Annotated in this window: 19 protein-coding genes; 12 read left to right on the top strand and 7 right to left on the bottom strand. The window is 69.0% G+C overall.

Annotated elements, in window-relative coordinates; all coding sequences use genetic code 11:
* Positions 1–21: 21 nt before the first annotated feature.
* A complete protein-coding gene (gene pepN / locus EFY87_RS11715) occupies positions 22–2,631 on the top strand; it encodes an aminopeptidase N (RefSeq protein ID WP_123271663.1) in 2,610 nt (869 codons plus the stop codon).
* 80 nt (positions 2,632–2,711) lie between these two features.
* Here the strand turns inward: pepN and malQ are convergent, their stop codons facing one another.
* Positions 2,712–4,838, bottom strand: a complete 2,127-nt coding sequence (gene malQ, locus EFY87_RS11710; RefSeq protein WP_123271662.1) for a 4-alpha-glucanotransferase — start codon at positions 4,836–4,838, stop codon at positions 2,712–2,714.
* A 62-nt stretch (positions 4,839–4,900) separates the two neighbouring features.
* On the opposite strand from malQ, the gene EFY87_RS11705 reads away from it, so the two are divergent.
* The 4 genes from EFY87_RS11705 to EFY87_RS11695 are packed head-to-tail and all read left to right on the top strand — an operon-like array spanning position 4,901 to position 6,783.
* Positions 4,901–5,806, top strand: coding sequence for a mechanosensitive ion channel family protein (locus tag EFY87_RS11705; RefSeq protein ID WP_245988604.1), 906 nt, complete (start codon positions 4,901–4,903; stop codon positions 5,804–5,806).
* A gap of 12 nt (positions 5,807–5,818) precedes the next feature.
* Positions 5,819–6,196, top strand: a complete 378-nt coding sequence (locus EFY87_RS11700; RefSeq protein WP_123271660.1) for a globin — start codon at positions 5,819–5,821, stop codon at positions 6,194–6,196.
* A gap of 49 nt (positions 6,197–6,245) precedes the next feature.
* Positions 6,246–6,413: a hypothetical protein gene (locus EFY87_RS20320; RefSeq protein WP_158607609.1), complete on the top strand. Its 168-nt coding sequence runs from the start codon at positions 6,246–6,248 to the stop codon at positions 6,411–6,413.
* Positions 6,394–6,783: a hypothetical protein gene (locus EFY87_RS11695; protein ID WP_123271659.1), complete on the top strand. Its 390-nt coding sequence runs from the start codon at positions 6,394–6,396 to the stop codon at positions 6,781–6,783. Before EFY87_RS20320 ends, EFY87_RS11695 begins: the two co-directional genes overlap by 20 nt.
* An 88-nt stretch (positions 6,784–6,871) precedes the next feature.
* Here EFY87_RS11695 and EFY87_RS11690 read toward each other — a convergent pair whose 3' ends face one another.
* A complete protein-coding gene (locus tag EFY87_RS11690) occupies positions 6,872–7,498 on the bottom strand; it encodes a DUF8185 domain-containing protein (RefSeq protein ID WP_123271658.1) in 627 nt (208 codons plus the stop codon).
* Positions 7,495–7,959 (bottom strand): acyl-CoA thioesterase, encoded by a 465-nt coding sequence (locus EFY87_RS11685; protein ID WP_123271657.1) that lies wholly within the window; start codon positions 7,957–7,959, stop codon positions 7,495–7,497. Before EFY87_RS11685 ends, EFY87_RS11690 begins: the two co-directional genes overlap by 4 nt.
* Positions 7,960–7,996: 37 nt before the next feature.
* On the opposite strand from EFY87_RS11685, the gene EFY87_RS11680 reads away from it, so the two are divergent.
* The 7 genes from EFY87_RS11680 (at position 7,997) to EFY87_RS11650 (ending at position 14,087) form a co-directional block, all read left to right on the top strand.
* Entirely contained in the window at positions 7,997–8,950 is a 954-nt protein-coding gene (locus EFY87_RS11680; RefSeq protein WP_245988603.1) for an acyl-CoA thioesterase, read from the top strand.
* 2 nt (positions 8,951–8,952) lie between these two features.
* Positions 8,953–9,732, top strand: a complete 780-nt coding sequence (locus tag EFY87_RS11675; RefSeq protein WP_123271655.1) for a class I SAM-dependent methyltransferase — start codon at positions 8,953–8,955, stop codon at positions 9,730–9,732.
* A 63-nt stretch (positions 9,733–9,795) separates the two neighbouring features.
* Positions 9,796–11,094, top strand: a complete 1,299-nt coding sequence (locus EFY87_RS11670; protein ID WP_148043314.1) for a YncE family protein — start codon at positions 9,796–9,798, stop codon at positions 11,092–11,094.
* A 34-nt stretch (positions 11,095–11,128) separates the two neighbouring features.
* Positions 11,129–11,734, top strand: coding sequence for a GNAT family N-acetyltransferase (locus EFY87_RS11665; protein WP_123271653.1), 606 nt, complete (start codon positions 11,129–11,131; stop codon positions 11,732–11,734).
* 150 nt (positions 11,735–11,884) lie between these two features.
* Positions 11,885–12,280, top strand: coding sequence for a VOC family protein (locus tag EFY87_RS11660; RefSeq protein ID WP_123271652.1), 396 nt, complete (start codon positions 11,885–11,887; stop codon positions 12,278–12,280).
* Between the two features lie 163 nt (positions 12,281–12,443).
* Positions 12,444–13,307, top strand: a complete 864-nt coding sequence (locus EFY87_RS11655) for an endonuclease domain-containing protein (RefSeq protein ID WP_123271651.1) — start codon at positions 12,444–12,446, stop codon at positions 13,305–13,307.
* Positions 13,308–13,481: 174 nt separating this feature from the next.
* A complete protein-coding gene (locus tag EFY87_RS11650) occupies positions 13,482–14,087 on the top strand; it encodes an MBL fold metallo-hydrolase (RefSeq protein WP_123271650.1) in 606 nt (201 codons plus the stop codon).
* 97 nt (positions 14,088–14,184) lie between these two features.
* On the opposite strand, the gene ettA is transcribed toward EFY87_RS11650, so the two are convergent.
* From ettA to EFY87_RS11630, 4 genes are all read right to left on the bottom strand, one after another.
* Positions 14,185–15,867, bottom strand: coding sequence for an energy-dependent translational throttle protein EttA (gene ettA, locus EFY87_RS11645; RefSeq protein WP_123271747.1), 1,683 nt, complete (start codon positions 15,865–15,867; stop codon positions 14,185–14,187).
* Positions 15,868–15,954: 87 nt separating this feature from the next.
* Positions 15,955–16,515: a single-stranded DNA-binding protein gene (locus EFY87_RS11640; protein ID WP_123271649.1), complete on the bottom strand. Its 561-nt coding sequence runs from the start codon at positions 16,513–16,515 to the stop codon at positions 15,955–15,957.
* Between the two features lie 160 nt (positions 16,516–16,675).
* The gene (locus tag EFY87_RS11635) at positions 16,676–18,322 is read right to left on the bottom strand and encodes a GTPase (protein WP_123271648.1); all 1,647 of its coding nucleotides are present in this window, start codon (positions 18,320–18,322) and stop codon (positions 16,676–16,678) included.
* Positions 18,319–20,064, bottom strand: a complete 1,746-nt coding sequence (locus EFY87_RS11630; protein ID WP_158607608.1) for a GTPase family protein — start codon at positions 20,062–20,064, stop codon at positions 18,319–18,321. The genes EFY87_RS11635 and EFY87_RS11630 overlap by 4 nt, the downstream gene beginning before the upstream one ends.
* Positions 20,065–20,070: the final 6 nt, after the last annotated feature.

The following is a 20,070-nucleotide window of genomic DNA, read 5'->3' as shown; positions in this document are numbered from 1 at the left end:
TCCTCACAATGGAGCTGCACAGTGCCTGGCACCAATCTCACGCGTGAGGAAGCGCAGCGTCGCGCTTCCGCACTCACCGTCGAGTCGTATGACGTGACTCTGGACCTCACCACCGGTCCCGAGACCTTCCGCACCACATCCACGGTGCGCTTCGACGCGACGGACACCTCCCCGACGTTCATCGACTTCATCGGACCATCGGTCGAGTCGATCACCCTGAATGGCGAATCCATCGACCCGGCAAAGGCTTTCGACGGCGCGCGGATTTCTCTCCCCCAGCTCGCGAAGTCGAACGAACTGACCGTCGAAGCGACCGGCGCCTACATGAACACCGGCGAGGGCCTGCACCGCTTCGTCGACCCCGCGGACGGCGAGGTCTACCTCTACACGCAGTTCGAGGTCGCCGACAGCCGTCGCGTGTTCGCGGTCTTCGAGCAGCCGAGCCTCAAGGCGACCTTCGCGTTCACCGTCACGGCGCCTGCGCGCTGGCAGCTCATCTCGAACCAGCCGACTCCGGATCCGACCCCCACCGAGCAGACCTACACCGGGCCGTCCGGGGTGGCCGAGCCCGCCGCGACGTGGCGGTTCGAACCGACGCCGCGCGTCTCGTCATACATCACGGCGCTGGTTGCCGGACCTTACGACGTGGTGCGCGACGAGGTCCAGGCGACGAACGGCACCGTGCCGCTCGGTGTCTACTGCCGCAAGTCGTTGCGCGAATACCTCGACGCAGACAACCTTTTCGCCATCACCAAGCAGGGTTTCGCGTTCTTCGAGGAGCAGTTCGGCGAGCCCTACCCGTTCGCGAAGTACGACCAGGTGTTCACCCCGGAGTACAACGCCGGCGCGATGGAGAACGCCGGCTGCGTGACGATCACCGAGACGTATGTCTTCCGCAACCAGGTGCCGGAGGCGCTGATCGAGCGCCGGGCGCTGACCGTCCTGCACGAGCTGGCGCACATGTGGTTCGGCGACCTGGTCACCATGCAGTGGTGGGACGACCTGTGGCTCAACGAGTCGTTCGCCGAATGGGCGTCGACCTGGTGCCAGGCCGAGGTCACCGAGTGGGATACCGCGTGGACGACCTTCAGCAGCTCGGAGAAGACCTGGGCCTACAAGCAGGACCAGCTGTCCTCCACACACCCGGTCTACGCCAACATGCGCGACCTGGAAGATGTGGAGGCGAACTTCGACGGCATCACCTACGCCAAGGGCGCGTCGGTGCTCAAGCAGCTCGTCGCGTATGTCGGCATCGAGCCTTTCGTTGCCGGATTGCGTTCCTACTTCAGCAAATTCAGGTGGGGCAACACGACCTTCGGCGACCTGCTCGGAGAGCTCGAAGCGACCTCCGGCCGTGACCTGTCCACCTGGCGTGAGCTGTGGCTGCAGACCTCCGGCGCCAACGTGCTGCGTCCGCTTGTCACGGTCGACGACGATGGCGTCATCACCGCGTTGCAGGTCGAGCAGACGGCGGCTGCCGGCCAGCCGACCCTGCGGCCGCACCGCCTCGCCATCGGCAGCTACTCGCTGACCGACGGACAGCTCGCCGCGACGTCCTCGGTGGAGATCGATGTCGAGGGTGCTCTGACCGACGTGCCTGCGCTCGTCGGTGAACGCATGCCGGACCTGCTGCTGGTGAACGACCAGGACCTCACCTACGGCAAGGTCCGGCTCGACCCGGCCTCGCTGCAGACCGTGCTCGCCAATCCGACGGCGATCAAGGACTCCCTGGCCAGGGCCGTCGTATTCGGCGCGCTGTGGGATATGACTCGCGACGGCGAACTGGCCCCGCTCAAGTACATCCGCTACGCGCTCGCGGCCATCGGCGCCGAGACGGACTCCAGCCTGCTCGGCAGCCTGGTGATGCACGTGACGGGTGCGACCACGGTGTTCCTGTCGTCGGGAGCCTTCGGTCACACGTCCTCGTTCCTGCGGCCGGAGCACCGGCAGGCGGCCGCCGATGAGGTGGGTTCGGCGTTCCGCGCGCTGATGAACACCGCCGAGCCGGGCAGCGATGCGCAACTGCAGTTCACGCTGGCGTTCGCCCGCTTCGCACGCAACGCGGAAGACGTCGCGTATATCCGCGGATTGCTTGACGGCTCAGTGGTTCTCGCCGGTTTGTCGCTCGACACCGACATGAAGTGGACGCTGCTCACCTCGCTCGCCGCAGCCGGCGCCGCGACGGACGAGGAGATCGACGCGCAGCTCGCGGCGGACAACACCGCCACAGGAAACGCGCGTGCCGCGGGGGCGCGGGCGGCATACCCGACGGCGGAGGCGAAGGCCAAGGCCTGGCACGACCTGGTCGAAACCGACGCACTGCCCAACGAGACGGCCCGCGCCGTGGCGCTCGGCTTCGGGCGGGTGCACGACACGACCCTCCTGGAACCGTATGTCGAGCGCTATCACGCGGCCCTGCGGGAGGTGTGGGAGAAACGCACCTTCGCCATGGCGTCGAACTTCGTCACGGTCCTTTACCCGATCGCGCTGTCCGACCAGCCGCTGCTGGACGCCACGCAGGCATGGCTGGACGCCAACCAGGACGCTCCGGCCGGGCTGGTCCGGCTGGTCGCGGAGAACCGGGATCTGGTCGCGGTCGCGCTGACCGCGCAGGAGCGCGACGAAGACTGACCGGTTCTCCCGAGAGGGCAGTTGGTGTCGTCACCGAGGCTCGGTGACGACAACGACTGCCCTCTCGGCGTTCGGCCGGCTCAGCGGTCGCTGCGCCGAGTCACCGCTCGGATCAGCCGTTTTGCGCGCCGGGACACCATCAGGTCGTCGAGAGTGGTGGGCTCGCGGTCGGGGCCGCTGACCGGCAGCCGCCAGTTGGGATATTCCTCGTCGGTGCCCGGCTGGTTGATGGTGCGGACGTCTCCGGCGAGGTCGTTGACCGAGACGCCGAGCAGCTTGCTCGGCGACCAGGTGAGGAACTTGTGCAACGCGTCGACCTCGTCGTCGATCGACGTGCTCTCGCGCAGCAGCCCGCGCGAACGGAGCGCGGCGAGCATCGCGTCCCGCTGCTGCGCGTCGATGCGCTGCTCCTCCTCCAGCGGCCTGGTCAGCAGCCCGAGCTCGTTCCGGACCCGGAGGTGCTCACCCTGCAGGTAGCCCGCGGTTGGCGGCAGATCGTGCGTGGTGACGCTGGCGAGCGCGAGCGTCCGGTAGGTCTCCGGCGGCTTCGGACCACCGTCCGCCTCCCGCTCGAACCACAGCACGGATGTGCCAAGGACGCCGCGGTCGGCGAGGTAGTCACGCACCCAATCCTCAGTGGTGCCAAGGTCTTCGCCGATCACGACCGCGCCGGCGCGCTGCGCCTCCAGGGCGAGGATGCCGACCATCGCCTCGTGGTCGTAGCGCACGTAGGTGCCTTCCAGCGGCTTCTTGCCGGCCGGCACCCACCAGAGCCGGAACAGGCCGAGCACGTGGTCGACGCGGATGCCGCCCGCCATACGCAGCACCGTGCGGAGCATGTCGCGGTATGGCGCGTAGCCCTGCTCCGCCAGCCGGTCGGGACGCCACGGCGGCTGACTCCAGCCCTGCCCCAACTGGTTGTAGTCGTCCGGCGGCGCGCCGACCTGCATGCCCTCGGCGAGCACGTCCTGCAGCGCCCAGGCGTCGGCTCCTTGCGCGTGCACACCCACGGCCAGATCGTGTATGACGCCGAGACTCATTCCGGCAGCGCGCAATTCGCGTTGGGCGTCGACGAATTGCGACTGCACGACCCACTGCAGCCAGCAATAGAAATCGACGTCCTCGGCCAGCCTGTTCCGCTCGGCGGCAACCGCATCGCTGCGCGGATCGCGCAGTTCCCGCGGCCAGGTCGTCCAGTCCGGTCCGCGGTCGGCAGCGATCGCGCACCAGGTCGCGAAGTCGACGAGCGACCTGCCCTCCCGCTCGACGAAGGTCTCCAGGTCACGCCGTCGCCGGTGGGTGCTCTCGGTCCGGAAGATCAGCCGCAGCGCGGCCTGTTTCGCCTGCCAGCTGCCGTCGCGGTCGAGGTGATCGAGCTTGTTGAGCCGACGCGCGTCGTCGCTGTGCCACTCGACGAGCTGGTGCTGAGCCGCCGACAGGTAGCCCAGCTCCGGCACCTCCTCGACACGGATGTAGGCGGGGTTGACGAACCGCCGGGACGTCGGCAGGTATGGCGAGGGCTCCAGCGGCGGCACCGGCTCCGCAGCGTGCACCGGATTGATCAGCACGAAGTCGGCGCCCTGCCGGACGGCCCAGGTGCCCAGCTCGGCCAGATCCGCAGCGTCCCCCAGCCCCCACGACCGCTCCGAGCGCACCGAATAGAGCTGGGTGGTCAGGCCCCACGCCCGGTCGTGCTGCAACGCCGGCGGCAGCTCGAGGCGCTCCGGGGTGACGACGACGCTGGTGCGCGCGGAGCGGCCGCCGTCATACGTGATCTCGAGCTGGTGGTAGCCGAGCGGCAGGTCCCCCGGGAGTTCGATGGTGAACTCGGTGGTGGCGATGCCGTCGATCTGGCGGGGCTCGGCGTGCCCTTCGTTGGGCCTCAGGTCGCGGATCTGCCCGTTTTCCAGGGTGATTCGCGACTCGATCGACTCCTGCTCGGGCACGTGCACCGGCACCCAGGGGGTCCATCCTGCGCGCATGACGATCACCGGCGGCAGCACTCGGCGCCACGACTCACGTTCCTTGTCGGCGAGTGCGTGGTCGATGGCGCCGGCGCTGCTCGCGTCGACGTCGAGCGCGCCGAGCACCGCGACGATGGTGTCGGCACCGACCACGACGTGATTGCCGCGCCAGTCCCAATACTCGGTCGCGACGCCGTGCGCGCGGGCGAGCCGAGCGAGAGATTCGGAAGGAGCTGCGGGCATGGCCTCAGTCTGTCAGAGGCCGCGTGTCCCGCCGAGACGACCGGCCGGGGATGATGGGGCTCATGTCGTTGCTTGCCTCCGCCACCGACAAGCAGTCCACCGTCGACTGGGCCGTCGGAGCCCCGCTGATGATCGTGTGCGTCATCGTGGGCGCCGCCATCCTCCGCTGGATCGTTGTGCGCGCGATCGATCGCGCGGTCCACGCGATGGAGAACCGTGAGCGGCCGAGTCGGGCAGGGCTCGCCGGACGAGTACTGCGCCAGGCGACCGGTCTCGACTCCGAGCGGCGCAAGCAGCGGGCCGCGACGATGGGCTCGATCCTGCGCTCGGTGTCGACCATCGTCATCTTCGGCATTGCCGGCCTGACGGTGCTGGCCAAGGTCGGCGTGCCACTCGCGCCGCTCCTCGCGTCCGCGGGCGTCGGCGGCGTCGCGCTCGGCTTCGGTGCGCAGAGCCTGGTCAAGGACTTCCTCTCCGGGATCTTCATGATCGTGGAGGACCAGTACGGCGTCGGCGACGTCGTCGACACCGGGCAGGTGGTGGGGACGGTCGAGGAGGTCACACTGCGCGTCACGCGGCTGCGCGACGCGCAGGGCGTCGTCTGGTACGTCCGCAACGGCGAGATCCTCCGGGTCGGCAACAAGTCGCAGGGATATGCGACGATCTTCATCGACATACCCATCGGCAGCGACCAGTCGGTGGAGACCGCGCTGCAGGTGCTGCGCTCCGTCGCCGCCGAGATCGACGACGAATCTCCTTGGAAAGAAAAGCTGTTGGAGGAGCCCACCGTCGCCGGAGTCGAGTCGATGACCGGCGGCGCCGTCACGCTACGCGTCGTCGCGACCTGCGTCCCGAACGAGCAGTATGCCGTCGCCCGCGAGATCCGCGAGCAGGCGAAACTGGCCCTCGACCGGGCGGGCGTGCGCGCGCCACAGCTGCCGCCATTTACCGGCCCGGCGACCACCTGAGAGGATCGGCCGGTGACGACGTTCTATGACGAGGTCGGCGGCCACGAGACCTTCGAGCGGCTGGTGCACGAGTTCTATCGCGGGGTCGCAGGCGATCCCGCGCTACGTGCGCTCTATCCCGAGGAGGATCTCAGGCCCGCGGAGGACCGGCTGCGGATGTTCCTCGAGCAGTATTGGGGCGGCCCGACCACCTACAGCGAACAGCGCGGGCATCCGCGCCTGCGGATGCGTCACCTGCCGTATGCCGTGACCCCCGCCCAGCGCGACCGCTGGCTGTTGCACATGTTGACTGCCGTCGACTCGCTCGACCTGGACGCCGACCACGACGGACTGTTGCGCGACTACCTGACGCGCGCCGCCTATTCGCTGGTCAACAGCTGGGAGGAATGACCGCGGCGAGGTGACAACCGGGCCGCGGGGTCAGGTGGTCTGACAGGACATGCCAACGGGACACCGGGAACCACCGGGCTTCAGCGATTTCGTCGCCGCACGCGGCGCGTCGCTCGTGCGCACCGCCACCCTGCTCACCCACGACCACGCCGCCGCCGAAGACCGGCACGCTCACGGCGAAGACCGGCGGCGTCTCGGTGCAGAGCTCGAAGGGTGACCAGATCGAGACGATCCGCGGGACCGGCAGCACCGAGGTGTCGCGGACGATCCAGCTGCGGGCCGACCAGCGGAGGGGGGCAACGGTTGTCTTCACGCCGAGCACCCCAGGGCGATTCCAGGTCCTGGTCGACGGGACGCCCCAGCGCCTCGGGTATCTGGATGACAAGGGCCGACCGGCATACGACCCGGATCTGTTCGGCCCGGAGACTCGCGGCACCTGGTACGACTTCTTCCCCGACTCCGGGGTGGCCATCTTCGGCCCGCCCCCGATCTACGGTCCGGAGCCGGGAGCAACCGCCCGCATCACGATCCGCGCGGTCGACACCACCGGGCCGTGGACGGCAAAGCTGTACTGGTCGAAGAAGTGACGGAACGTCGCTGCCCGAAAATTCCCGGGAGTTGTGATCCTCAACCTGAGGCCTAGGTCCTAGCTGACTCGGACTGGTGTGCGGCCGATCAGCGCGCGAGCACGTGCCCGACGGGGGTGGTGAGGCGGCGCCAGCGGCCGGCGGCATACACGCCGGCGGAGTCGCCGACCGCGAACCCCAGCGTGTATGCCGCAAACGCAACCCCGGTCGCTAATTGCCCGCCGGCTTCCGGCAGCGGCCGGGACCAGACCGCCTGGCGCAGCGCCTCGACCGCGTGGGCGCCGGATCCCTCCGGCGCTCCGGCCGCGATCTCGGCGATGCCCGCGGCGGCCGCGGCCAGCAACGCCGCCACGGACACCGCGCCGACCTGCTGCCATCCGCCCTGGGGCGGGGAGACCGCAGCCCAGACGGTCCGCACCTCGGCCGGCGGAACCGGCAGCTGCGTGCTGGCCGGGTCGCGGGCGAACCGGTCGGTCAGCCCGGAAAGCGGCACCACGACGTCGAGTTCGGCCGGCTGGGCGAGCGGAAGCACCCGCAGGCCCAGGGTGGCGCCCTCCCCCGTGATCCCGTGGCCGGCCAGCACCCCGACCCAGGCCGCAAGCGCACCGCCCGCTGCCTGCAACCGCATTGCCCCGTCGCCGTCCAGCCGGCGTGCTCGCCCGACGTAGGTCACGAGGTCCCGCCGGGTGTCGGCATCGGCCAGGTGCAGGATCACCTGTGGCCCTTCGGGCGGCGTCGCATCCGAATCGGTTCTGCGACATACCGTTCCAGCACCGCACGGTGCTCCGGCGCAAGGCGTATCGGGCGCTGGGTGGCCATGTCGAAGACGACTTGTGACGTCTCGGCCACGGCATACACCTCCGCATCCGGATCCCGGGATGCACGCACCTCGTAGCTGGTGTCGAACGACGCCGCACCGAGGTCGGAAACCCAGAGTGCGACCACGAGCGGCTCGGCGCGCCAGTGCAACTGACGCACATAGTCGATCTCGGCCCGCGCGATCAGCAGCGGCGGCCGGCCGTCGGGGCCGGTCTCGACGCCGGCGAACCATTCGGCGAAGCCGAGGATGCGCGCCTCCTCGAGCAGCCGGAGATATTGCACGTTGTTGACGTGACCGAGGGCGTCCATGTCGGACCAGCGCATGGGGACGTCGACGTAGTAGAGGCGAGCGGGCATGTCTTCATCGTCCCAGGTGCCTCGCTACGCTCACCGGGTGACCTCAGACGACGAGACCGCCCAGCTCTCCCCAATCGAGGATCTGCTCGACGTGCTCGACCTGCGCCCGGCGGGCGAGGCGCGATCGACCTCGGTGATCGACGCGCCCGCCGGTGCGCCCGAGATGGACCTCAGCGAGCGAACCCTGCAGCTGTTCACCGGACGCAGCCAGGTCACTCCGCAGAAGCGCGCGTTCGGCGGGCAGGTGCTCGCCCAGTCGGTCATCGCGGGGGGACGCACCGTGGCTGCCGCCGGGTATGCCGGCCGGCCGATCCACTCGCTGCACGCCTATTTCATCCGTCCGGGCGACTCCGCGCACCCGATCGAGTTCGGTGTCGAGAACCTGCGGGACGGCAATTCCTTCTCGGTCCGGCGGGTCTACGCCATGCAGTACGGTCACACGCTGCTGTCGGCGACGTTGTCGTTCCAGGAACCGGCCGAGGCCCTGGACCACCAGGCAGCCATGCCTTTGGTGCCGAATCCGGATCGGGTGCGCACCACCCCCGAAGAGTTGGAGGGCGTCGAGCACCCGGCCGCCGAGCACTGGCGGCATCGCGCGCTGGACGTCCGCACCGTCGAAGGCGCGGTCTACCTGGTGCCCGGACGGCAGCACGCGGCGAGCCAGCACGTGTGGATGAAGACCCTCGACGCGCTCCCCGACGATCCGTTGCTGCACGCCGCGGTGCTCGCCTACGCCTCGGACTACACGCTGCTGGAGTCGGTGCTGCGACGGCACGGCCTGGTGTGGGCCGACCGGCGACTGCGCCCCGCCAGCCTGGACCATGCCATGTGGTTCCACCGCCCGGGCCGCATCGACGAATGGGTGCTCTACGAGCAGGAGTCGCCTTCGGCCTCCGGTGGCCGCGGACTGGGGATGGGCCGCATGTACTCGCTGGACGGGACGCTGATCTGCTCGGTGGCGCAGGAAGGCATGATCCGGGTCAAGGAGTAGCGATGACCGATCGGGAGGGGTTGCTCGCCGCGTGGGCCGCTGAGGAGCGCGAGCAGCCGGAGGGTTGGGACTTCAGCTGCCTCGACGGCCGGATGACCGAGGACGGGGAGCCCTGGGACCTCGCTGCCGTATGGCGCGCCGCGCTCGCTTCGGCGACACGTGTGCTCGACATCGGCACGGGCGGTGGCGAGTTCCTGGCGCGGTTCGCCGACGTGCTGCCCGCGTGCACCGTGGCGATGGAGGGATGGCCGCCCAACATCGGTGTCGCTGCGGGACGGCTGGCGCCATGCGGCGTCGGGGTGGTCGGCGCCGACGACGATCCGGGCAGCGCGGGCGATCCGTTGCCGTTCGCCGACGGGTCGTTCGACCTGGTGCTCGACCGCCACGAGGGATACCGGCCGGAGGAAGTCTTCCGCGTGCTGACGCGCGGCGGCACCTTCCTGACCCAACAGGTCGGAGGCGACGAATTTGGTGAAATACGAACAGCTTTCGGCATGACGCCGAGCGCTCCACACGTCACCTACGGGCGGTTTCGCGCCGACCTCGCTGACGCTGGGTTCGAGATCGTCGACGGCGGCGAGACCACCGGACACTACGTCTTCGACGACGTCGCAGCGATGATCGCGTATGTGCAACTGGTGCCGTGGGACGTGCCGGACGACTTCAGCGTCGGACGCTACTCCGACGTGCTCCTCGGGCTGCACGCCGCCGGCCCGGCGCAGGGTCGCCCACTGCGCGCCACCCGCAAACGCTTCTGGCTCCGGGCCGGCAAACCCGGGTGAGGACGCCGCGGCTCGCCGCGGGCATTGCGGTCGTTCGCAGCGGCTGCGTCATACCCTCTGCGCATGGGTGAGCGAACCCGCTGGAAACAGGACCGGGTCTACGTGCGTCGCAGGCGGATGGCCGCAGCTGCCGCCGCCTTGCTCTGCCTGACCTTGTGCGCCGCAGCGATCGGGGGCTGGCGCGCGCTGCGGCCGGGCCACACTGCCGCCCTGCCGGCCGGGCAGCAGTCGACGACTTCGGCCAAAAAGGCTTCGCCCACAAGCGGATCCCCCACGAGCCGGTCGGAGCACCCGGCTCCCCGTCAGGACGGACCCTCCTCCGGCACCCGGTTGCGGCTGATCGACCGCTTCACCGGCGGCATCACGCCGAAGTCGGTGGACGCGAGCGGCCACGGGCTGGTGCTCGCCAACAACATGATCTACAGCCACTCCATCACCGTCTACAACAGCTGGACCCACAAGCTGGTCAAGCGGTTGCCGGACACGATCGACCTGGCGAAGTTCGGCTTCCCCGATCATCCGGGCATCTCGCAGGGTGGACCGGTCGAGGCTGCGTGGACCAAGGACGCGAAATACGCCTACGTCTCCAACTACGTGATGTCCGGCCCCGGCTTCAAGGGCTCAGCGCAGGACGAGTGCTCACCCACGAGCGGATACGACCGCAGCTTCGTCTACCGCTTCAATGCCACCACGATGGCCTGGGACCAGGCGATCGAAGTCGGCGTGGTCCCGAAGTTCGTCGCGATCACCCCCGACCAGAAGCAGGTGGTGATCAGCAACTGGTGCGACTTCACGATCAGCATCATCGACCGGGCAACAGCCACGCAGGTCAAGGTGATTCGACTCGCCGCACAGCCGCGGGGCATCGTGATCATGCCCGACAACCGCACGGCATACGTCGCCGCGATGTACGGCAACAAGGTGTTCCGCGTCGACCTGCGCACCGGCGAGCACCACGTGATCCTCGCGGTGAGCAGGCCGCGCCACCTGGTGCTCTCCCCCGACAGTAAGACCCTCTACCTCGCGGCAAGCGGCACGAACACCGTCTACAAGATCAGCACACGCACCGACAAGGTTGTCGCACAAGTGATTTCGGGCCGCGAGCCCCGCAGCATGACCATCTCGCAGGACGGCACTGCCCTCTATGTCGTCAACTACTTCGGCAACACCGCGAGCAAGATCACGACCTCCGACATGAAGGTCGTGCAACAGGTCCCGACCGATCCGACTCCCATCGGCATCACGTATGACGATGCGACCCACCAGGTCTGGGTCGCCTGTTACGGCGGCAGCATGCTCATCTTCGACGACACCTCGCGCGGCGGCGCGACCTCGAGCCCGCCCGCCACCGCCACCGAGTGAGTGCCGTCCGGCCGAAGTGTGCTGAGATCTGCGTATGACGATCCCGCTCCCTCTCACCCCGGTCACACTGACCGGCCGGCTGGTCCGGCTCGAACCGCTCAGCCACGACCATCACGACCGGCTGATCGACGCGGCGAGCGACGGGCAGATGTGGGACCGATGGTATACCTCGGTGCCCCGTCCCGAGGGCATGGCTGCCGAGATCGACCGCCGGCTCGCGCTGCAGGACGCGGGCACGATGCAGCCGTTCACGACGGTCCGGGTCACGGACGACGTGGTGCTCGGTATGACGACCTTCATGGACATCGACCCGTCGGTGCCCCGTGTCGAGATCGGCTCCACCTGGAACCGCGAGTCCACCCACGGCACCGGCACCAACGCCGAGAGCAAGCTGCTGATGCTGACGCACACCTTCGAGGTGTGGCAGGTGGAGGCCGTTCGGTTCCGGACGCACAAGATGAACCTGCAGTCGCGCGCCGCGATCGAGCGGCTCGGCGCCGAACTCGAAGGGATCCTGCGCGCCGACTCGATCGACGCACAGGGCGTGGTGCGGGACACCGCGCAGTACAGCATCGTCGCGCGCACCTGGCCGATGGTCCGGGCCAACCTCCAGCACCGCCTGCGCCACCGGGTGGGCTGACCGGCCCGGAAGAGTTCGCTGGTCACCCACGCCGAGTGGACAGTTGTTGCTGCGAGTCGAGCCCGCTCACCGCAACAACTGTCCACTCGGCGCGAGCGATCTGGCGCATGCTGTTGCCCGCTGTCAGTGCGCGCGGCAACGATGTGTCACATGACCTCACGTGTTGCGAATCTCTGTTTCGACGCCGCCGACCCCTACGCCCAGACGATGTGGTGGAGCCAGGTCCTCGGCGACTACCACCTCGATCACGACGATCCGGCGCGGCCGGGCGATGAGGAGGCGGGACTGATCGGACCGAACGAAACGTTCCTTCTCTTCCTGAAGGTGCCCGAGACGAAGTCCATCAAGAACCGCGTCCATTTCTGCCTGCGATCGACCGACCTGACGCGGGACGAGGAAATCGAACGGCTGCTCGGGCTCGGGGCCACGATGGTCAACGACCTGCGGCGGCCGGACCGCGGCTGGGCGGTGCTCGCCGACCCCGAGGGGAACGAATTCTGCGTCCTGATGTCCGACGCCGAGCTTGCCGCCCGCGAGAACGCCTGAGCGCCCCACGCTCGCGCCGAGTGGACAGGTGTTGTCGTGAGCGCTTCCGGCTCGCAGCGACTACTGTCCACTCGGCGTGGGAGCACCAGCGACGCGCGCGCGTTATCCACAGTGATGATCAGGCAGTCAGCGCGGCGGTGCCCGCAGCGGGCAAGCTGCCGGGATGCACCGACCACCTGCGCCGCTACCCGACTCCCTGGGTTCGAGCTTCACCTGGTCCGAAGCGATTTCGCGCGGCGTCACCCCGGCTCGGCTACGACACCGGTCGCTGATCTCACCGACCCGAGGGCTCCGCCTGACGGAACAGGACATCGAGCTGCCCGGACGAGCGGCAGCGTTCGTGAAAGTGTTGCCGCGCGGGTCGGCGTACTCCCATCACACTGCCGCCGAGTTGCTCGGCCTTCCAGCGCCGAGCGCGACCCAGTTGCATGTCACCGTGCCGGACGGCGCGCGGGTCCGCCGCCGGGGCGTCGTGGAGCACCGGGGCATGGGGCGCGAGTTGGGGCAGATCGCCGGTATACCCACGACCTCCCCGGCGCAGACGTGGCTCGATCTGGCCTCCGATCTGTCTCTCGACAAATTCGTGATCCTCGGCGATGCGATCATGCACGCCTACCCGGACCACGGGTCGCGGCTGAGTCACCTGACCACGCAACACCCGGGTGCGCGCGGGATCCGCAGAGCACGAGAGGCCATCACGCTCATCCGTGCGGGAGTCCTTTCTCCGCAGGAAACGTTGTGGCGGTTGCGGTTTCGCGAGGCAGGCTTCGACGAGCCGGAGCTGAACGCGGAAATCCACGACACAGCCGGGCGTTGGCTCGGCATGGTCGATTTCGTATGGCGGGAGCAGCGTGTCGTCGTCGAATACGACGGCGACTACCACTTCACTGTCGCGCAGCGACGTGCCGATCAACTCCGCCGACGTGCCATGCGAGCCGCCGGCTGGACCGTGATCGAGATCAACGGCGCCGACAACCGCTCCCCAGCCGCTGCCATGCAAGCGATTGCCCGTGCGCTGGGCCGCTGACACCGGCCGGCCCGCGCCGAGTGGACAGTTGTCGCGGTGAGAGCTCCCGGCTCGCCGCAACAGGTGTCCGCTCGGCGCACGACGCCTCCGAGTCCGGGCTCCGCCGGCCCACTCGGCGAGGTGTGGTTGCCGCGTCGAGCCTCCCGCCAGCTGCCCACGCCGTATCGTGCGACCATGCCGCTGACCAGATGGAGCCACTCCTGCGTGACCGTCGATGACGGATCCGGAGTCGTGGTGGTTGATCCGGGGATCTGGAGCGAGCCGGAAGCACTGCTCCGCGCCGACGCCGTGCTTCTCACCCACGAGCACAGCGACCACGCCGACGTGCTCCGCATCGTGGGATCCGAGCTCCCGGTCTGGGCGCCGGAAGGAGCGAACTTGCTGGGCGTGCCTTTCCATCCGGTGCGGGCCGGTGAGGAGTTCGCTTGTGCAGGATTCACCGTCCGCGCGCTCGCGGGTCAGCACGCGAGGGTGCTGCCGGAGCACGTCACGTGCTCCAACCTGGGCTATGTCATCGAGACCGCCGCGGGCACGATCTATCACCCCGGCGACGCATTGGAGTTGCCAGCGGAAGCCGTGCAGACCGTGCTCGTACCGCTCCAAGCCTCCTGGCTCAAGACTGTCGAGGCGGTCGACTTCGTGCGTGCCGTCGATCCGGAACGAGCGATCGGCATCCACGACGGTCAGATCAACGCCCGTGCGATCACGAGCATCGGCCGCTGGCTGACGAAATCCGGATGTGACGGCTACCGCTGGGTCCCGCCAGGCCACTCCGTCTGAGCCGGGCCACAACTCTTCCGCGCCGAGTGGGCAGTTGTTGCGGTGAGAGCGCTCGGCTCGCAGCAACGACTGCCCACTCGGCGCGGGTCGGCCCGACTCAGTCGCGGGTGAGGCGGCGGTGGGTCACGCGGTGCGGGCGGGCCGCGTCGGCGCCGAGGCGCTCCACCTTGTTCTCCTCGTAGGCGTCGAAGTTGCCCTCGAACCAGTACCAGCTCGCCGGGTTCTCGTCGGTGCCTTCGTAAGCCAGGATGTGCGTCGCGACCCGGTCGAGGAACCACCGGTCGTGGCTGATGACGACAGCACAGCCGGGGAAGTCGAGCAGCGCGTTCTCCAGTGAACCGAGCGTCTCGACGTCGAGGTCGTTGGTCGGCTCATCGAGCAGCAACAGGTTGCCGCCCTGCTTGAGAGTGAGCGCGAGATTCAGCCGGTTGCGCTCTCCACCGGACAGCACGCCGGCCTTCTTCTGCTGGTCGGGTCCCTTGAAGCCAAACTGGGAAACGTAAGCGCGAGAAGGGATTTCGACCTGACCGACCTGGATGAAGTCGAGTCCGTCGGAGACGACCTCCCAGAGGTTCTTCTGCGGGTCGATGCCGGCGCGCGACTGGTCGACATACGAGATGTCGACGGTCTCGCCGACCTTGACCGTCCCCTCGTCCGGTTCCTCGAACCCGACGATCGTCTTGAAGAGCGTGGTCTTGCCGACACCGTTGGGACCGATGACCCCGACGATGCCGTTGCGCGGCAGCGTGAACGACAGCCCGTCGATGAGCACCCGGTCGCCGAAGCCCTTCTTGAGGTCCTTGACCTCGATGACCTGGGCACCCAGCCGCGGGCCGGGCGGGATCTGGATCTCCTCGAAGTCCAGCTTGCGGGTGCGCTCGGCCTCGGCTGCCATCTCCTCGTAGCGCGCCAGCCGCGACTTGCTCTTGGTCTGGCGCGCCTTGGCGTTGGAGCGCACCCATTCCAGCTCGGTCGCGAGTCGCTTGGCGAGTTTGGCGTCCTTCTTGCCCTGGACCTGCAGACGCTCCTGCTTCTTCTCCAGGTAGGTCGAGTAGTTGCCCTCGTAAGGGTAGAGTCGGCCGCGGTCGACCTCACAGATCCAGCCCGCCACGTGGTCGAGGAAGTAGCGGTCGTGGGTGACCGCGAGCACCGCTCCGGGGTATGCCGCCAGGTGTTGCTCCAGCCAGTTGACCGACTCCGCGTCCAAGTGGTTGGTCGGCTCGTCCAGCAGCAGCAGATCCGGCTTCGACAACAGCAGCTTGCAGAGCGCAACCCGGCGACGCTCACCACCGGACAGCACCGTCACGTCGGCGTCCCCGGGCGGGCACTGCAGTGCGTCCATCGCCTGCTCGATCTGGGAATCCAAGTCCCAGGCGTCGGCCGCGTCGATCTTCTCCTGCAGTTTGCCCATCTCGTCGCCGAGCTTCTCGTAGTCGGCGTCGGGTTCGGCCATCTCGAGACCGATCTCGTTGTACCGGTCCAGGTCGGCCTTGATCTGCCCGAGACCTTCCTCGACGTTGCCGCGCACGTCCTTGTCCTCGGTCAGCGGCGGCTCCTGCAGCAGGATGCCGACGCTGTATCCGGGTGACAGCCTGGCCTCGCCGTTGGAGGGCTGGTCGAGGCCGGCCATGATCTTCAGGATCGTGGACTTGCCGGCGCCGTTGGGCCCCACGACGCCGATCTTGGCGCCTGGGTAGAAGGACATGCTGACGTCATCGAGGATCAGCTTGTCCCCGACAGCCTTGCGCGCCTTGGTCATGGTGTAGATGAACTCGGGCATGCGCATCAGGCTATCGGGGTGACGGCGCCCCGCTGAAATCGTGCAACCCGCCCGGAGGGCGCCCCGCTCGTCGCCGCGTCAGCGGTGTCAGCCGGCCTGCTCGACAAGCGGCCCGGACGACGAAGCCGGCAGCTCGTCCGCATCGCCCTCCGGCGCAAATCCCGGGTCGCCGAAGGGCGGCTCGGCCGGTCCGTCCCCGGCGGCCCAGCCGTCGGGGTGTCCAGCGGAGCCCGGCCAGCCCTGCTGCCCGGCGAACCGCCGCTCGGCGACCGGCACCTGGTCGGACTGGCGCTGGGTGCGCAGCCGCTGGTAGGTCGCGATGCCGAACCGGAGGTCCGGGCCGATGCTGCGTGCTTCGATCTCGGGCGCCGAGCGCGTCTGACCGTTCGATTCCCACTGGTTAACCCGCAGCACGCCATGGACCACGACGGCGTCGCCCTTGGACAGCGACTTCTGCGCGTTGCTGCCGAGCTGGCGGTAGGCCACCACGCTGTAGAAGGAACTGCGTCCGTCGACGAAGTTGCCGCTCTGGTCCCGGTAGAACTCGTTGACCGCGACCCGGAAAGTCGTGAAGTCGCCCTTGCTGCCGGTGATCCTTTCAGGGTCGGCAGTCAGGTTGCCGCGGATCGTGAGGCTTGTCTCGTTCATGTCGCATCCTTCGCACTGTCGGGCGACGCGACCCGTGAGTCACGTCGGCTGGGAGCTCCAGAGTGCAAGCTGCCGGGCACGACGGGGAGGCAGCCCGGCCGTCCCGGTGTATGACGGCGACCCCCTCCCGGGGGATGTGGACGAACCCGCCGCGGCGACGTCAGCGCGCGGCCGCGGCGAGCGCCATACGCGTCTCCCGGTGCTCCTGCAGCACCTCGGTGACCGGCCCGACGATCTGCTCGGCGCCCACTGCGGCAACCGCAGTCCGCAACCGGGCACCCGCCCGCTCGGCCGCGCGGTCGGCGCCGCGCGTGGCCGCCCACCGGGCGAGCAACGCGAGCAGCACACCCAGCAACACGCCGAACACGAGCATCAGCAACGGAATCGGCAGCCCGAACCAGGTCGGCGAACTCGCGCTCACCCGCGCCATGCCGAGCACGGCCAGCACGACCAGCCAGACCAGTCCGATCACGGCGATCGCGGCCAGCAGCCACTGCACCACGGACGCGGCGACCCACCAGAACGAGCTACGGCCGCGCAATTCAGTGCGCATGACGGCCTGATCGAGCGAGTCGTGCAGCCGGTCGTCGCTCGGGGTCGCCGCCTCGTGCGCGGCATCCGCCCAGGCGGCGGGTAGCCCCTCGCCTGCCCGCCGACCGAGCTTGCGCGTCGCGACGTCCACCGCGGCTCGTGCCGCCGGACCCGGGGCGGGCAGCGAGGAACGCACCAGCGCCGACTCCCCTGCCGAGGCGTCGACCAAACGTCCGCCGTCCAGTCGGAGGCGGCGCAGCGGCGCCGGACGCACCCGGTGCACCCAGCGGATGAACGGCCAGCCGCCCTGGCGGTCGGCCTGCGCGCGATAATCGTTGCGGACCGCGTCGATCACCGCGGGCACTCCGGCCGCCCGGCACAGTGCGTCGGTCAGTTCGTCGCCGGCGGCCGAGCCCAGCTGCGCCTCCTGCGACGCGACCCCGTCCTGCAGAGCTTCGGCCACAGACCGTATGTCGGCCAGCAGCCGCTGCTCGGCGGCCGTGCGTTCCTGGACGAACGACGCGATCGTGCCGGCGAGATCGTCCACGCCGTACCCGCGCACCGCTGACGTCGGCAGGATGGTGACGTCGGTCAGCCCGTCGGCCGCGAGGAGGCGTCGCAGGTCGTCGACGCACTGCGAGATCTCGGCGCGGTCAAGCCGATCGATCTGGTTGAGCACGACCAGCGACACCGCGCTGTGACGGGCCAGCCGCTTGACGTACTCGTCGTGCAGCACCGCGTCGGCATACTTCTGGGGATCGGTGACCCATACGAAGACGTCGGCCAGCTCGATCACCCGGTCGGCCTCGGCGCGGTGTTGTGCGACGCGCGAGTCGAAGTCGGGCAGATCGAGCAGGACGAGCCCGCCGAGGGACGCGGCGCGCCGGGCGTTCACCGGCACCTGATGCCGAGCGCCGACGCCGAGCCAGTCGAGCAGTTCACCGCTCGGCTCGTCACCCCAGACTGCCGCAGTCGGCACCGAGGTGGTGGGACGACGGGCGCCGATCCGCGAAACCGGTTCTGCGACAAGGGCATTGAACAAACTCGACTTGCCGCTTCCGGTTGCCCCGGCGAGCGCCACCACCGTCCGGCCGCCAATGATCGCCTGGCGCGCGGGCACCTTGTGCAGCACCTTCTCGGCCCGCGCCACCGCCTCTGCCGGCAACCGGCCGTGACCGGCGCGCAGTGCCTCGTCCAGTGCTTCGGCGTGCGTGATGACCTCGTCCCATCCGGTGGCGAGTTCGGGCCCGCGCAGTGTCGTCATGTCAGTGTTCATCGGCGCGATCCAGCCTGCGGCGCCGGCTCGGTATGGCGGGCGGTCCTCACCTGCTCGACCGTCTGACGCAGCTCAGCTGCTGTCGTCGCGCCGACCGCCACGCCGTCGAGAACCTCCTCGAAGCGAGCGCGTTCGGCGTCATACAACTGCTCGGTGCGGGTGAGGAGCCTGCCCCGCGCCTTGCTCGCCAGCCGGCGGACGGCCTGGTCGCCGAAGATGGCTTCCAGGAGCCGCTGCGCAAGGACGGCGGACCCGCCGGCGATGCCGATTTCGGCGCCAGTGAGCCCTGCGGTCGCGGAGAACACGACCAGCATCAGCAACACGGCGATGCCGTTGACCCCGAATGCCAGGAACCGGGCAGTCGCCCGCTTGCCACCGGCCTCGGCTCGCACCATGTCCAGCACGTCGTCCTGCCAGAGGCGCACGAGACGCTCCGTTTCGGCGGTGAATCCGCCACTGACAGAGGCGAGTTCGGGGTGCGCCTGCACGAGCTCCGCTCCCCCATCGGTATGGCGCCATGACCGTGTCACGTTGATGGCGGCCGTTTCGCCGTGTGCCTGCAGGAGCGCGGCGACACCCGTGTGCAGTGCCTCTCCGAGATCGTCGACCGGCTGCTGGCGGACACGTCCGCGCAGCACGGCGCCGACCCGGTCGCGGACCTTGCCGACGCCCGCTTCGAATTGCCGGAAGACCTCGCCGGTGCCGACGAAGTCCTGCCATCGGGCCAGCACCTCCCCGCGCAGCAGCGTGCCGTCCTGCATGCCATCGGATACCCCGGCAAGGGCGGCGGCATACCCGGCTCGTGCCGATCCGCCGAGTTCGCCGAGCGCGGTCGATTGCGCCGCCACAGCCGTCTCGAGCGCCGCTGCCCGCTTGTCGAGCGAGTCGAGGGCACCTTGCAGGGTGCGCCGGATGACGATGCTGCGAGCGTGCTGATCGGCGGCGAGCGAGGCGAGCCAGCCGTTGATGCGAGCCACCTCGACCTCGGGCAGCAATCCGCCTGGGCCGAGAGCGGTTTCAGCGATCGCGAAGACGGGCGACTGGCCCAGGCCCTGCTCCATCAGCATGGTGGCGAAGTCGGCGCGGACCTCCTCCATCGCGTCCAGGGGCACCCGGTCGAGCACCACTGCGACCGAGGTGCCGCGGTGGATCGCCTGGTGCAGCAGATCCCAGGGAACCGCGTCGGCATACCGCATGGCAGTGGTGACGAACAGCCAGAGGTCGGCGGCGGAGAGCAACTGCCGCGCGAGATCGCGGTTGGCGGACACCACCGAGTCGATGTCCGGGGCATCGAGCAGCGCCAGGCCGGGCGGCACGTTGCCGGGCACCAATCGCAGGGTGCCGGGGTCTCCTGTCTCGTCGCGGTCGCCGGTCAGGCGCGCCAGCCCCGGCAGCACGCGGGTACCGGTGAACCACCGCTTGTCGGCCGGGTGGTGGATGAGTGTCGAGGCGCGGGTCGTCGGCCGCAGCACGCCACTCTTGGTGACGACCTCGCCGACGAGGGAGTTGACCAGTGTCGACTTGCCGGCTCCGGTCGAGCCACCGACCACGGCGAGCAGTGGCGCGTCCAGGGATGCGGCGCGCGGGAGGATGTAGTCGTCGAGTTGCGCGAGCAGCTCGGTGCGATCCCGCCGGGCACGCTGGACGTCGGGCACGTCCAGCGGCAACGCGGTCTCATTGACGGCGTGCCGCAGGCTCTGTAGCGCGCTGAGCAGCCGCGCTCCCTCAAGATCCTCCGCCACACGGCC

Source organism: Flexivirga caeni, assembly GCF_003724155.1.
GTDB lineage: Bacteria > Actinomycetota > Actinomycetes > Actinomycetales > Dermatophilaceae > Flexivirga > Flexivirga caeni.
Note: the sequence above shows the minus strand (reverse complement) of the source record. Positions and strands in the feature narration are given on the sequence as shown.

Excerpts from the sequence above, each read along its gene's own strand:
- malQ (WP_123271662.1), bottom strand. The coding sequence starts at position 4,838 with ATGCCCGCAGCTCCTTCCGAATCTCTCGCTCGGCTCGCCCGCGCGCAC.
- EFY87_RS11705 (WP_245988604.1), top strand. The coding sequence starts at position 4,901 with ATGTCGTTGCTTGCCTCCGCCACCGACAAGCAGTCCACCGTCGACTGG.
- EFY87_RS20320 (WP_158607609.1), top strand. The coding sequence starts at position 6,246 with ATGCCAACGGGACACCGGGAACCACCGGGCTTCAGCGATTTCGTCGCC.
- EFY87_RS11685 (WP_123271657.1), bottom strand. The coding sequence starts at position 7,959 with ATGCCCGCTCGCCTCTACTACGTCGACGTCCCCATGCGCTGGTCCGAC.
- EFY87_RS11675 (WP_123271655.1), top strand. The coding sequence starts at position 8,953 with ATGACCGATCGGGAGGGGTTGCTCGCCGCGTGGGCCGCTGAGGAGCGC.
- EFY87_RS11670 (WP_148043314.1), top strand. The coding sequence starts at position 9,796 with ATGGGTGAGCGAACCCGCTGGAAACAGGACCGGGTCTACGTGCGTCGC.
- EFY87_RS11665 (WP_123271653.1), top strand. The coding sequence starts at position 11,129 with ATGACGATCCCGCTCCCTCTCACCCCGGTCACACTGACCGGCCGGCTG.
- EFY87_RS11660 (WP_123271652.1), top strand. The coding sequence starts at position 11,885 with ATGACCTCACGTGTTGCGAATCTCTGTTTCGACGCCGCCGACCCCTAC.
- EFY87_RS11655 (WP_123271651.1), top strand. The coding sequence starts at position 12,444 with ATGCACCGACCACCTGCGCCGCTACCCGACTCCCTGGGTTCGAGCTTC.
- EFY87_RS11650 (WP_123271650.1), top strand. The coding sequence starts at position 13,482 with ATGCCGCTGACCAGATGGAGCCACTCCTGCGTGACCGTCGATGACGGA.
- ettA (WP_123271747.1), bottom strand. The coding sequence starts at position 15,867 with ATGCCCGAGTTCATCTACACCATGACCAAGGCGCGCAAGGCTGTCGGG.
- EFY87_RS11640 (WP_123271649.1), bottom strand. The coding sequence starts at position 16,515 with ATGAACGAGACAAGCCTCACGATCCGCGGCAACCTGACTGCCGACCCT.
- EFY87_RS11635 (WP_123271648.1), bottom strand. The coding sequence starts at position 18,322 with ATGAACACTGACATGACGACACTGCGCGGGCCCGAACTCGCCACCGGA.